General features: G+C 50.9%; 11 protein-coding genes. 10 read left to right on the forward strand and 1 reads right to left on the reverse strand.

Annotated features, from left to right (window positions below; translation table 11 throughout):
* Window positions 1–31 precede the first annotated feature (31 nt).
* On the forward strand, window positions 32–1,063 hold the full coding sequence (locus AC6RNO_RS05630; RefSeq protein WP_497104892.1) for a substrate-binding domain-containing protein: 1,032 nt from the start codon (window positions 32–34) through the stop codon (window positions 1,061–1,063).
* Window positions 1,064–2,158: 1,095 nt separating this feature from the next.
* Here the strand turns inward: AC6RNO_RS05630 and AC6RNO_RS05635 are convergent.
* On the reverse strand, window positions 2,159–2,335 hold the full coding sequence (locus AC6RNO_RS05635; protein WP_497104893.1) for a hypothetical protein: 177 nt from the start codon (window positions 2,333–2,335) through the stop codon (window positions 2,159–2,161).
* Between the two features lie 213 nt (window positions 2,336–2,548).
* On the opposite strand from AC6RNO_RS05635, the gene AC6RNO_RS05640 reads away from it, so the two are divergent.
* The 9 genes from AC6RNO_RS05640 to AC6RNO_RS05680 all read left to right on the forward strand — a co-directional run bounded on the left by AC6RNO_RS05640 (window position 2,549) and on the right by AC6RNO_RS05680 (window position 12,863).
* The gene (locus AC6RNO_RS05640) at window positions 2,549–3,577 is read left to right on the forward strand and encodes an ABC transporter substrate-binding protein (RefSeq protein WP_474679211.1); all 1,029 of its coding nucleotides are present in this window, start codon (window positions 2,549–2,551) and stop codon (window positions 3,575–3,577) included.
* Window positions 3,578–3,714: 137 nt separating this feature from the next.
* Window positions 3,715–5,235: an ATP-binding cassette domain-containing protein gene (locus AC6RNO_RS05645; protein WP_497104894.1), complete on the forward strand. Its 1,521-nt coding sequence runs from the start codon at window positions 3,715–3,717 to the stop codon at window positions 5,233–5,235.
* Window positions 5,232–6,248, forward strand: a complete 1,017-nt coding sequence (locus AC6RNO_RS05650) for an ABC transporter permease subunit (RefSeq protein ID WP_497104895.1) — start codon at window positions 5,232–5,234, stop codon at window positions 6,246–6,248. The genes AC6RNO_RS05645 and AC6RNO_RS05650 overlap by 4 nt, the downstream gene beginning before the upstream one ends.
* A complete protein-coding gene (yjfF, locus tag AC6RNO_RS05655) occupies window positions 6,245–7,228 on the forward strand; it encodes a galactofuranose ABC transporter, permease protein YjfF (RefSeq protein ID WP_474679208.1) in 984 nt (327 codons plus the stop codon). The genes AC6RNO_RS05650 and yjfF overlap by 4 nt, the downstream gene beginning before the upstream one ends.
* 1 nt (window position 7,229) lies before the next feature.
* Window positions 7,230–7,469, forward strand: a complete 240-nt coding sequence (locus AC6RNO_RS05660; RefSeq protein WP_474679207.1) for an HPr family phosphocarrier protein — start codon at window positions 7,230–7,232, stop codon at window positions 7,467–7,469.
* A 238-nt stretch (window positions 7,470–7,707) separates the two neighbouring features.
* Window positions 7,708–8,937: a cytochrome P450 gene (locus AC6RNO_RS05665; RefSeq protein ID WP_497104896.1), complete on the forward strand. Its 1,230-nt coding sequence runs from the start codon at window positions 7,708–7,710 to the stop codon at window positions 8,935–8,937.
* 282 nt (window positions 8,938–9,219) lie between these two features.
* Window positions 9,220–10,668 carry a DHA2 family efflux MFS transporter permease subunit gene (locus AC6RNO_RS05670; RefSeq protein WP_497105015.1) on the forward strand — a complete coding sequence of 483 codons (1,449 nt, stop codon included), beginning with the start codon at window positions 9,220–9,222 and terminating at the stop codon, window positions 10,666–10,668.
* 279 nt (window positions 10,669–10,947) lie between these two features.
* Window positions 10,948–12,006, forward strand: a complete 1,059-nt coding sequence (locus AC6RNO_RS05675) for a Gfo/Idh/MocA family oxidoreductase (protein ID WP_497104897.1) — start codon at window positions 10,948–10,950, stop codon at window positions 12,004–12,006.
* Entirely contained in the window at window positions 12,003–12,863 is an 861-nt protein-coding gene (locus AC6RNO_RS05680; RefSeq protein WP_497104898.1) for a TIM barrel protein, read from the forward strand. The genes AC6RNO_RS05675 and AC6RNO_RS05680 overlap by 4 nt, the downstream gene beginning before the upstream one ends.
* Window positions 12,864–12,883: the final 20 nt, after the last annotated feature.

Below are 12,883 nucleotides of genomic sequence, written 5' to 3' on the forward strand. Positions count from 1 at the left end.
GAGTCTTCATTTCAGGAAGGAGGGTGAATTTGTGCATAAGCGTTGGGGGAAGGCGGTCATCCTTTTGTTCGTGTTTCTCTGTGCTTGTTCATCTGTGCCCGGACCGCAGGAGAGCCCTGCGAAGACTCCCATCATGCTCCAAACGGATTCCAGAACGACAACAGCTCCCGAGGCAGAGGAGAGGCCGGTCGTATTGGGGTTTTCGCAGGTTGGTTCGGAAAGCCGTTTTCGAAACGCCAATACCAAATCGATTCAAGACGCCGCCAAACAGGCAGGCATCGATTTGAGATTTTCGAATGCTGAACAGCAGCAGAACAAACAAATCGAAGCGATTCGTTCGTATATTGCGGCAGGGGTGGATGTGATTGCTTTTTCACCCGTCGTGGAGACCGGTTGGGACAGCGTGCTGAAGGAAGCGAAGGAGGCCGGCATTCCTGTTATCGTAACGGACCGCTCGGTGGATGTACAGGACCACTCACTGTATGTCACGCTCATTGGCTCTAATTTCGTGGAAGAAGGCCGTAAAGCCGGCAAATACGTACTTGACAAAATGAGGGACGTTAACGGACCGATTCATATTGCGGAAATTCGCGGCACGGAAAATTCGGCGCCGGCTTTGGACCGGAAGCGGGGCTTTGAGGAAGTCATAAAGGAAAATCCGAATATGAAAATCATCGCCAGCGAAACGGGCAATTTTACGAGAGAAGAGGGCAAGGAGGTCATGACGCGTTTTTTGCAGCAGCATGGTCATGATATTCAGGTGTTGTTCGCCCATAACGACGACATGGCGTTCGGTGCGATGGAAGCGATGGAGGCCGTCGGCTTGAGGCCCGGGAATGACATCGTTATTGTCTCGGTGGACGGGGGGAGAGAAGCGTTTCAAGCGCTGCTGGACGGCAAGCTTAACTGCACGGTGGAGTGCAACCCGCTGTTCGGGCCGCTTCTAATGCAAGCTGTCCGCGAGCTTGTGGCGGGAAGAAATTTGCCGAAGCGGATCGTGGTAAAGGAAGGCGTATTCACCCAAGGGACCGCCGCCCGCGAGATCGAAAACCGCAAATATTGAGATAAACCAGAGCCGATCGTTACAATCTGCCATGCACATTGCAAAAAATGCCTGGAAAAACTCCCATGATGTCGTGACGTCACTCCATAGAATGAAGATATTCAGGTCTGCTGCGTTCTATTTTCGTATAAAGTGCAGCTTTTTGCCCGCTGACGCTACCCTGGCCGCAAAATATTTCTGCAATTGTGCAGGCTGTGGAAAAAACCACACGTTAGAGGGGGAACCATAATTTGCTCTCCTGCACGAAGATAACCTGCAAAAATACATGAATTTGCGTCCTTGATCGCCGTCCACGAACAATTCCTGCAATAGTGCAGGCTTTTCGCCGAACCCATAGGCTCATACTCACTTTCAGCGAAAATTCCTGCACTTTTGCAGGTTTTTCGCCAAAATAAGCCGATTTCCGATGAAAAACCTGCACTTTCGCAGGTTTTTTCCCTGTCAGTCTGCCTTGTGCCCCCCTGCATCAGATACGCATCCCGTGCAGAAGAGGCGCGGGGCGGGGATGCGTGCTCTAAGATGCATCTCTCAACAGACCTGAAGCCTCATAAAATGAGGCTTATTTAACCATTTATAAGTTTTGGGGTGACCGAGGGGTTGGGTTACCCCTTATTTATTCGCGCCGTGCCGAGTGACCGGCCGTCGAAAAGCTGTTGGGGCCAGGACAACGCCGGCCTTGCGAAAAAAAACTGCAAAAGTGCATCCTTTTGCCCCAAGATGCGCTTGCAGCGATAAATTCCTGCAAATATGCAGTTTTTTTCGCCGAATTCGGGGCTCAGTTCTATCTGGAGCGGGAATTCCTGCACTATCGCAGGCTTTTCCTCCAAACGAGCCGCTTTTGCCGAAAAAGCCTGCACTTTTGCAGGCTTTACGGCTAGCGAGCCGCTTCACAAACGGCAGCCCCGGTTTCTGGGAGGTAAAAGAATAGTTACCCGCGCGTCCCCACGCAATAGCGGACTTAGCCGTCCTGGTCGGCCGCCCCCCCACGCAATAGCGGACTTAGCCGTCCTGGTCGGCCGCCCCCCCACGCAATAGCGGACTTAGCCGTCCGCGTCGGGCCGCCCTGCGCTCGCGCTCAGCGTGTTAGGCTGCCAGCTAAAATCCTTGTTCTTCAATTATGCCTTTCAGTACTTTGACGAACTCTTGGGCGGCTCGGGATAAATGTTTGTTTTTGGGGCGGATCCAGCCGAAACAGAGGATCAGATCGTTGTTTTCGATCTCCAGCGGGATGACGTCGCCGGACTGCACGTAGGCGTCTTTTTTTATTTGCAACCCGCTATATGGAGGGGTATTCCGGGTCTCTCCAGCTAGACACGTGAAAAAATTCAAATTGATTCGTAAAAAAACAATATTTTGGTTCCCGCCGCCGCAAATAACCGAATAAGAGTCTAATTTATTCAGAATGGATTCTATTCATTCGCAGTTGAAAGCGTTTTAAAATGAAGCTACGCCAAACGATGGTGAACCATAAGGAGGGTTTAACGAATGAAAAAGATGTGGAAATCAGGCGCTGCCGTTTTGATGGCAGCAACGATGCTTCTTACTGCGGCTTGCGGAAGCGCACCGGCAAGCGGGACCAAGGACACGGCAGCCAAAGGAGCCGAGGCGACTAAGCCGGCCGACAAAAAAATTACGCTCGGCTTCGCGCAAGTTGGTGCGGAAAGCGGCTGGCGGACAGCGAACACCAAGTCGATTCAGGATTCGGCGAAGGAAGCGGGAATTGATCTGAAGTTTTCCGACGCCCAGCAAAAGCAGGAAAACCAAATTAAGGCGATCCGCAGCTATATTGCGCAAAAGGTGGACGTTATCGCTTTTTCCCCGGTTGTTGAATCCGGTTGGGATACGGTTTTGAAAGAAGCGAAGGATGCGAACATTCCGGTCGTGCTGACTGACCGTGCGGTAGATTCCAAAGACACCTCACTCTATAAAACGTTCCTTGGCTCCGATTTCGTAGAAGAAGGCCGCAACGCGGGCAAATGGCTGCTTGGCAAAGTGAAGGATCAGAAGGGTCCGATCAACATTGTCGAGCTGCAAGGAACGACTGGCTCCGCACCGGCTATCGACCGTAAAAAAGGCTTTGAAGAAGTCATTAAAGATAACCCTAACCTGAAAATCGTAAAATCCCAAACCGGCGACTTTACGCGCGCTAAAGGGAAGGAAGTCATGGAGGCGTTCATCAAATCCGCGAAGGCGGAGAACACCAAAATGGACGTGCTGTACGCGCACAACGACGATATGGCGCTGGGCGCTATCCAAGCCCTTGAAGAAGCAGGCATTAAGCCGGGCAAAGATATTCTCATCATCTCTCTGGACGGAACCAAGGACGCTTTCCAAGCAATGAAAGACGGCAAAATCAACGTGATTGTCGAATGCAACCCTCTGATGGGGCCGCAAGTGATGCAAATCGTAAAAGATGTCGTAGCGGGCAAAGAAGTGCCTAAACGCATTTTGACCAAAGAAGGCGTATTCCCGCAAGAAACGGCGGAAAAAGAATTGCCGAACCGCCAGTACTAATTTGATCTGACTGTAACATGGATTGGACCGGGATGACTCTCGCAAGCTGCCAAACAGCTCACTACGCCGCATCAAAGTGCAGCTTGGCGAGAGATTTTCCGGTTCCGGATCGTTATTCAGGATAGGAGGCCAAGAAGGTGACAGATAAAAAACCTCGCTTGCGCATGGAGCATATTCATAAGCAGTTTCCCGGAGTCAAGGCTTTGACCGATGTGAACTTTCGCCTGTTTCCGGGGGAAATTCACGCGTTGATGGGCCAAAATGGTGCAGGTAAATCGACCCTCATTAAAGTGTTAACCGGCGTGCATGCCATTGACGAAGGCCAAATTTGGCTTGACGACCGGCAGATTCGCGCGGAAAGCCCGCTGCAAGCGCAGGAGCTCGGCATCAGCACCGTTTATCAGGAAGTCAATTTATGTACGAATTTAACGGTTTCCGAAAATATTTTTATCGGCCGCGAGCCGATGCGCAGAGGCTTTATCGATTGGAAAGAAATGAATTCCCGTTCCAAGGAGCTGCTCAAACGATTACATATGGACATCGATCCGTCCAAGCTGCTTGGATCGTATTCCGTAGCGATTCAGCAAATGGTGGCGATTGCCAGAGCTTTGAATGTTTCGGCGAAGGTCTTGATTTTGGATGAGCCGACGTCCAGCTTGGATACGAATGAAGTGAAACAATTGTTTCATGTGATGCACAAGTTGAAATCGGAAGGCTTGGCGATTTTATTCGTCACGCATTTCCTGGATCAAGTCTATGAAATGTCGGATCGGATTACGATTTTGCGAAACGGCCAATTTGAAGGGGAATATTTGACCGAAGAGCTGTCGCGCATGGATCTCGTATCCAAAATGATCGGCAAAGATATGAGTGAATTGGAACAGTTGCCTAATAGAATGGCTTCACATAAAACGAACAGCGCAAAGCAGCCTTTCCTGCAGGCCAAGCAGGTTGCGCGCAAAGGCTCGATCGAGCCGTTCGATTTGAATTTGTACCCGGGAGAAATATTGAGCCTGGCCGGTTTGCTGGGTTCCGGCCGAACGGAAATCGCCCGCATTTTGTTCGGAGCGGACCGTGCGGATCAAGGGGAAATTCAAATAAACGGCAAAGCCGTCCAGTTGAATTCGCCGCGCCAAGCGATAGACGCAAGGATCGCCTTCTGCCCTGAAAACCGGAAAACGGAGGCCATCATCGAGGATCTGACAGTGCGGGAAAATATGATTCTCGCCATGCAAGCGACACTCGGCATTTTCCGGTTTTTACCGAAGAAGAAGCAGACCGAGCTTGCGGATCAATATATCGAGCTGCTCAATATTAAAACGCCGGGTCCCGAGGCATTAATTAAAAACTTAAGCGGCGGCAATCAGCAAAAGGTGATTCTTGGGCGGTGGCTGCTGACGAATCCGGAGCTGCTCATCCTGGATGAGCCGACGCGGGGGATCGATGTCGGAGCGAAGACGGAAATCCAGAAGCAAATGGCGCTGCTGTGCGAGGAGGGAATGTCGATTCTGTTTATTTCTTCCGAGCTGGAGGAAGTCGTTCGTTCTTCCCAAAAAATTGCCGTCCTGAGGGACCGGCGTAAAATTGCCGAAATCGCAAACGTTGGCATAAGCCAGCAAGATATTATGAAAGCAATCGCAGGAGGGGAAGCCAAATGAGCAGCCGTTTGTTCTGGCCTTTAGTCACTTTGGCTTTCTTATTGATCGCCAACGTCATTCATAATCACGATTTTTTTTCCATTACGATGAAGGAAGGTCATTTGTTCGGCAGCCTGATTGATATTTTGAATCGCGCGGCGCCCCTCGTACTCATCTCGATCGGTATGACTTTTGTCATCGCCACTAAAGGGATCGACTTATCCGTAGGCTCCGTCGTTTCCATCGCAGGCGCAATGGCCTGCCTGCTCATTTCCAAGCAAGGCGCCGGCGATATGAGTACGTTGTTTATGGCTGTAGGTATTGCGCTATTACTTTCCTTGGCTGCAGGGGCATGGAACGGGCTGCTTGTCAGCTTCCTCGGCATTCAGCCGATCGTTGCAACGCTGATCCTGATGGTCGCCGGACGCGGCGTAGCGCAATTGATCACGAACGGACAAATCATCACCGTCTCCTCCAAACCTTATTCCTTTATCGGAGGCGGATATTTGCTAGGTCTCCCGTTCTCGATATTTATTATCGCGTTCTTCTTCATTATAGCTGCAGTCTTAACAAGAAAAACTGCAATCGGGCTGTTTATCGAATCGGTCGGTTCCAATCCGACGGCGAGCCGCCTGGCAGGAATCCGGTCGAGCTCCATCATTTTTACCGTCTACGTGCTGTGTGCTTTCTTGAGCGGCCTTGCCGGCATCATTTTGAGTTCCAACGTATCCAGCGCAGACGGAAACAATGCCGGGCTATGGTATGAGCTCGATGCCATTTTGGCGGTCGTTATCGGCGGCAATTCGCTGAACGGCGGAAGATTTTATTTGTCCGGCACGATTATAGGTGCGCTCATTATTCAGACGCTGACGACTTCCATCTACTCGATCGGCGTACCGCCGGAAATTACGCTGGTCGTCAAAGCGGTCGTCGTACTGATCGTCTGCCTGATCCAATCGGAAGCGTTCCGCAAATCGCTCGCATCCAAACGCAAATCCAAACAAAAAACAGTGGAACAGGAGGTTGCCGCATGAGGCTGCGCACCATAGATAAAAGATATCTTCCGCTGCTCGCGACCGTCGCTTTATTTATTGTCATGTTTGCGGCGGGCTCGATAGAGTACAGGGGATTTTTCTCTCTGCAAGTATTTTTTAATCTGCTGATCGATAATTCATTTCTGCTCATTGCAGCCATCGGGATGACCTTCGTCATCATTTCGGGCGGCATTGATTTGTCAGTCGGCTCGGTAATCGCTTTAACTACAATGATATCGGCAAGCCTGGTACAAAATCATCACTGGTCGCCGGGCGTCGTTATTCCGTTAGTACTGGTCATGGGCAGCGTATTTGGCTGGTGCATGGGCAGCCTGATACATCACTTTAACCTGCAGCCTTTCATCGTGACTCTGGCGGGGATGTTCCTGGCGAGAGGATTGTGCTACGTCATCAGCATCGAGAGCATTACGATTGAGAACGAATGGTACAAAGCGGTTTCGCAAACCAAAGTGTATGTACTTGGCGGCTCGTATGTGTCCATAAGTGTCATTATTGCCCTATGCGTGGTGGCGGGGGCGATCGTGCTGGCTCATTACACTCGGTTTGGCCGCAACATTTATGCGTTAGGCGGCAACGAGCATTCCGCCATGCTGATGGGTTTGCCTGTAAAACGGACAAAAGTGTTCGTATATACCCTGAGCGGTTTTTGCTCTTCCCTGGCCGGCGTCGTCTTCACCTTCTACATGCTGTCCGGTTACGGTTTGCATGCGCTGGGCGCAGAGTTGGATACGATAGCTGCTGTTGTGATCGGCGGTACGCTGCTGACCGGCGGAACCGGCTTTGTGGCGGGAACACTGATCGGTGTTCTTATTCAAGGCATCATCCAGACGCTGATCATGTTTGAAGGCACCTTAAGCTCCTGGTGGACGAAAATTGCGATCGGACTGCTTCTGTTCTTGTTCATCGTTTTGCAAAAAGTGCTTGGGGTAAGAAAGAAGGTCGGCGAGGAGGCCGCTTAACATGCATAATACGACGGAAATCGGTTGGGAAATCTCGAAGACGGCGAATCAATTCGAATCCTCATGCGTACTGAAGTTCGGGAATGTGATTGTTGACGCCAAAAGCATTCTCAGTGTTTTTGTAACACTGGCGGATCATCACAATTACGAGCTGTACGTCATGGGGCCGGACGCGGCGGAAGCCAAGAAAGCGATGTCGGATTTATTTGCCCGTTATGATTTATCGTACGCGATTAAATAACCCGGACCCGGGTGGCAAGCAGCAGAGAAAAAAATGGAGACGGTCGGCAACGATGGCGGGCCATTTTTTTTGTCTATTTTTGACGTAAATATTTACATATAAAGGATTTATTGTTTGGGTCTAATGAATCATTGATAAAAGATATACGGATAACTTAAAATATATACTAATGGTATAAAAATATACTAAAAGTACAAATTTCGGATATTTCAAATTTCTAAATGGAGGTGCATTTCTTATGAACAAAGAATTGATTTCACTCCAAGACATTACCAACTTTCAAACGAGATCCGAACAATTTTTCCCGCTTGAATGGTACAAGAAGATGCTGCTTGATAACCCTGTACATTATCATCAAGAAACAGATACCTGGAATGTATTCAGGTACGATGACGTCAAACAGGTATTGAGCAACCATGAACTATTTTCAAGCGAAGGCTCGAGAACGACGTTCATTGTCGGAGCGAATAATAAAGAAGGATCGGCACCTGAGAAAACAAGTATTTCAAACATGGATCCGCCGCGGCATCAAAAATACCGTTCCCTGCTGTCGGGAGCTTTCACCCCTCGCAGCTTGAAGATATGGGAACCGCGGATCCAACAGGTTGCGAATAAACTTGTCGATGACATGGAGGCAGGCGCCACGGTCGATATCGTCCACGCACTGGCAGGACCCTTGCCTTCCATGGCAATGGCTGACTTGCTTGGTATCCCTTTAGAAGATAGTTATAGGTTTAAAAGCTGGGTCGATATTTTATTCCAACCTCCCACCGCAGAAAACAAACAGGAAATCGAGTATAATAAGCAGGTTGCTGCCAAAGAGTATTACCAATACCTGTATCCGATCGTCGTTCACAAACGATTAAATCTAGCTGATGATATCATCTCGGACTTGTTGAATGCCGAGCTCGACGGCGAGAGATTTACGGACGATGAGGTCGTTCGAACGACAATGCTTTTATTAGGAGCGGGCGTCGAAACGACTAGTCATATGCTTTCAAGTACTTTTTACTCCCTTCTGTACGATGACGAGACTTTATATGAACAATTAAGAAACGACTTGGAACTCGTTCCGAAAGCTGTCGAAGAAATGCTTCGCTACAGGTTTCATATCTCGAAAAGGCATCGTACCGTCAAACAGGACAACGATATGTTGGGTGTCAAGCTGAAAAAGGGGGATGTTGTCATAGCGTGGATGAGCGCGGCCAATATGGATGAAAGTATGTTCGAGAATCCGTATGCACTTGATATTCATCGAAATAATAACAAAAAGCATTTAACCTTTGGCAATGGCCCGCATTTTTGTCTTGGCGCACCTCTCGCAAGATTGGAATTGAACGTTGCCTTGACAGCATTCCTGCAACGAATTTCTCGCATTGAGCCGATTGAGTTCGACTTGGAAAACAATCTGGTTGCTTCCGCTCCGGGCCAATCCTTGAAACATCTACCGTTGAACATATATAAATGAGTAAATGACATCGTACCAAGCAACAAGCAGCAAGCCGTATGTTAAAATATTGTTATATTTAAAAAAGGCATTGTGCAGGGGTCTACGTTCCTGTACAATGCCTTTATGCTATTGTTGATGCAAGCTGCAGAGGCCCTGCTAACATAGCAATCGATAAGAAATGACGGTCTGGGCCGCATGTTACAATAGTTTGGCATGCAGAACCGGCTTACCGGAAAAGGAGAGAGGAGAAAGAGAGTGGATACAGTAAACAAACAAGCGGCGCATCCCGGCAGTGAAGGGATGTTCGGGAGCAAAGGCAATCTGCTGGTCGTCATGGTGATGATTCTTGGCGTGTTCGTTGCGATCCTGAATGAGACGCTGCTGAATGTAGCTTTGTCGAAAATTATGGCGGACATCGGGATTTTGCCGAGTACGGCTCAATGGTTGACCACCGGCTATTTGCTGGTGATCGGCGTGCTGATTCCGGTCACGGCTTTTCTCATCCAACGCTTTACAACAAGAGCATTGTTCCTTACGGCTATGTGTCTGTTTTTCGCAGGCACAGCCATAGCGGCACTAGCTCCGGGGTTCGCAACGCTGTTCATAGGCCGGATGCTGCAGGCGTCGGGAACGGGGCTGCTCTTTCCGCTGCTGACCAACGTCGTATTCTCCGTCGTGCCGATGGAAAAACGGGGCTCCGCTATGGGCACGATCGGCATCGTCATCACGTTTGCTCCGGCGATCGGACCTACTTTGTCGGGGATTATCGTCGAACATTTCAGCTGGCGGGTTCTTTTTTACAGTGTGCTGCCGGTTGCGTTATTAGTCATTGTTTTCGCCTTTATCAAGCTGAAAAATGTAACCGAAACGACGAAGCCGAAGATCGACTTGCTGTCCTTGCTGCTCTCTACGATCGGTTTCGGCGGTATCGTATACGGCTTCAGCAGCGCGGGCGAGGGCCAGGGAGGGTGGTCTAGCCCTGAAGTTGTTGCCCCTGCGGGCATCGGCGTCGTTGCGCTGGCGCTGTTCACCTGGAGGCAGCTGACAATGGAGCAGCCCCTGCTCGATTTGCGGACCTTTACGTATCGGATATTCAGAATATCGACGGTGATCATGATGATCGTCATGATGGCGATGTTCTCCGCGATGATGCTGCTCCCGATCTTCCTGCAAAATGCGCTGGGCTACAGTCCGCTGCAGGCGGGTCTGGTCATGCTGCCGGGCGGTTTCCTGATGGGCATCATGTCCCCGATCACCGGCCGGCTGTTCGATAAATTCGGCGCCAAGTGGCTGGCGATTATCGGATTGGTGCTGGTGGGCAACACGCTATTGCAGTTCGCTTTCATCACCTTGTCGACCTCCTACATCACGATCATGATTCTGAATACACTCTTGATGCTGGGGATTTCGATGCTCATGATGCCGGTTATGACCAATGCGCTGAACGAGCTTCCGGCCAGGCTGTATGCACACGGGACAGCTATTATCAGTACGCTGCAGCAAGTATCGGGCGCAGTCGGCACGGCATTGCTGGTGACGGTGATGACGAACAGTTCCGGCAAATATTTGGCCCAAGCAGGCGGCGGTGAAACGGCGGAGCTCAAGATTTTATCCTTGATAGCGGGAATGAAAAGCGCCTTCCTGGTTGCTTTTGCGCTGGTTGCCATTGCCTGGCTCGGCGCGTTCTTGCTGAAGCGCGCGGCTCAGTCGGAGGGAGAACCTGAAGGGGAGCGTTTGTCCGCGCATTGATGCACTAATGAAAGTCTGTTCATTTGGAGTGAGCTCGCTCATGTCTAAAGGAACAGGCTTTTTTGTTTTCGTCGGCAATCATCGCAAAATAATACAAATTATCGGCTGTGCTTGATCCCGTAATGCAACTCGTTGCTGTTCACGGCGATAAGCCCACCAGTCCTTAGATAGCACAATCGTGCAAATAAAGAGCATGCTTATTCATGGTCATATACGTCTATCCCATTATAATACGATTTATAGAGCAAATGCTTGGCGAACTAGAGGAGAGTGGCGTGTATGAATCAGATTAACATCGGCATTATTGGCACGGGATCCATTTCGGAGCTTCATTTGAAAGCGTACGCAAGCCATCCCGTCGCAGTCATTGCGGCTATCTGCGATTTGAAAGAAGCAAGAGCCCGTGCAGTAGCGGCGGCATACGGCGCGGGGAAAACGTACACGGACTACCGCGATCTGCTCGCCGATCCGGACATCGATGCCGTCAGTATTTGTACGTGGAACAATACCCATGCGGAAATTTGCATCGCCGCGCTGGAAGCCGGCAAGCACGTTCTCGTGGAAAAGCCGCTTTGCCGCACAGTAGAGGAGGCGCTGCGAATCGAGCAAGCGGTCAAGTCGTCCGGGAAGCTGCTGCAAATCGGCTACGTTCGCAGGTTCGATCCGAACGTCCAAATGCTGCGCCGATTCGTCGATAACGGCGAATTCGGGGATTTGTACTTTGCGAAAGCGTCCACGATTCGCAGGCTCGGCAATCCCGGCGGATGGTTCGCCGACGTCGAACGTTCCGGCGGGGGGCCGCTGATCGATATCGGCGTGCACATCATCGATTTGTGCTGGTATTTGATGGGCAGGCCGAAGGTAAAGACGGTCAGCGCCAATACGTACCGGAAGCTTGGCAACCGGGCGAACGTCCGCAATATGTCTTTTTACAAAGCGGCGGACTACGATGCGTCGAGAAATACGGTCGAAGATCTGGCAAGCGCGCTGATCCGCTTTGAGAACGGCGCATCGCTGGTCGTCGATGTGAGCTTCACCCTGCATGCCAAGCAGAATGAGAATACAGTGAAGCTGTATGGAGATAAGGGCGGCTTCGAAATCGATCCGGAGGTCGTCATCGTAACCGAAAAATACGATACGATGCTGAACGTCCATCCGCAAACGGATCACGCCGGACTCGATATTGAATCGGCTTTTCGGAATGAAATCGATCATTTCCTTACATGCGTTCTGACAGGAACACTGCCGCTTAGCCCGGTGGAAGACGGGGTGGAAATGATGAAAATTTTGTGCGGCATCTACGAGTCCGCGGAGAAAGGCGAGGAAATCCGCTTATGAAAATCGGCGTCAGCACCTACAGCTTTTGGCAGGCTATGCAGACAGGGGAGATGACCGTCGTCGAAGCGATCGATCATATTGCGGCGATGGGCGGGGAGCACGTTGAGATCGTGCCGCTTGGTTTCAGCTTAACGGACAACCCGGACCTCATCGAAGCCATTCGCAAAAAAGCGTCAGAGGCCGGCCTCGACATTTCCAATTACGCCGTCGGCGCCAACTTCGCAGGCTTGGACGAGGCGGCCTACGAGCGGGAAATCGAACGCGTGATGCGGGAAGTCGACATTGCGGCCGCCCTTGGCGCAAAGCGGATGAGGCACGACGTTGCGGCTTCGCCCGACACCTCGATTCGCAGATTCGCCGCGGACTTGCCGCGGCTCGCCGAAGCGTGCCGGCGAATTGCCGATTATGCGGAACCGCTCGGCATTATCACAAGCGTGGAAAACCACGGCTACTACGTTCAGGCCAGCGACAGGGTGCAGGCGCTGCTGCATGAGGTGAACCGCAGCAATTTCCGGACGACGCTCGACATCGGCAATTTCGTTTGCGTGGATGAAGATCCGCTGACGGGAGTTCGCAATAATGCACCTTATGCATCCATGGTTCATGTCAAAGACTTTTACCGCAGACCGGCGACCCATGATCCTGGGGAAGGGTGGTTCAGATCGGCAGGCGGAAATTATTTGCGGGGCGCGATTGCCGGGCACGGAGACCTCGATGTCAGGGGGGCGCTGCAAATCGTGCGCCGTTCCGGCTATGACGGGTACTTATCCGTTGAATTCGAAGGGATGGAGCCTTGCGTGCGGGGAACGAAGCTTTCTTTGGACAATGCCAAACGCTTCTGGGAAGAGGCCGAATAATCCGATCCGATATGGATTAA

The organism is Paenibacillus sp. sgz302190 (assembly GCF_059820445.1).